This window comes from Noviherbaspirillum sp. ST9 (assembly GCF_048799745.1).
Classification (GTDB): domain Bacteria; phylum Pseudomonadota; class Gammaproteobacteria; order Burkholderiales; family Burkholderiaceae_D; genus Noviherbaspirillum.
The window spans coordinates 1-591 of sequence record NZ_JBLWFR010000149.1 but is presented as its reverse complement, the minus strand read 5'-3'; the positions used below and the strand labels follow the sequence as shown (position 1 = coordinate 591).

Annotated in this window: 1 protein-coding gene; it reads right to left on the bottom strand. The window is 51.6% G+C overall.

The window, feature by feature from the left end; all coding sequences use genetic code 11:
* Nucleotides 1–591, bottom strand: a 591-nt coding sequence (locus ACNOHI_RS25250; RefSeq protein ID WP_420477476.1) for a hypothetical protein, incomplete at both ends; no start/stop codon positions are given.

Here is a 591-nt window from a genome sequence, read left to right as displayed (position 1 = left end):
TCGCGCACAGCCTCGAGGATTGCCTCTCCGTTCCATTCACACAGCCCGTCGGCATCAGTGTCACGGTTCTGAACAATAAAGCGAAATAGTTTTTTTGAGGATTCATACATCTCCTGAAGGAACTTGCGGTCGCGGGTGTGATGGTATATCTCCCAGTTAAGCCAGGCATACCATGGAGCAGATGTAGTAAGCTTCCCGCCGTACTCAATCACTTCATCAAGATATGGACCGGTCCGGTAATTAATATACCCGTTGGGGTACTGCCTTTCGGAAAAGACCCGCTGCGAGTTCATGGCTCCTTCGGGATCGAGATAGAGATAAGACAGCATGCTGATGCTCTCATGAAAGACCTGTCCTCCGTGCCCCCATCCCCAGGTGGGCTCCCGTGAAAACACATAATAATTGTACTTGCATTTCCCTTCGGGAGGATAAAACACCTGCCTCATCATCGAGTTGCAGCTCCAGAAAAGGGCCTCCTTGTCGGGGTCAGCAAACTGAGGAGGGTGCAGCCGGCTAAACAACCGTTCGTTGGCATGCTGATAGGTGGTTAGATCTGTGTTCAATAAGGCCCTGGCGGCAAGTGCGAGGGAT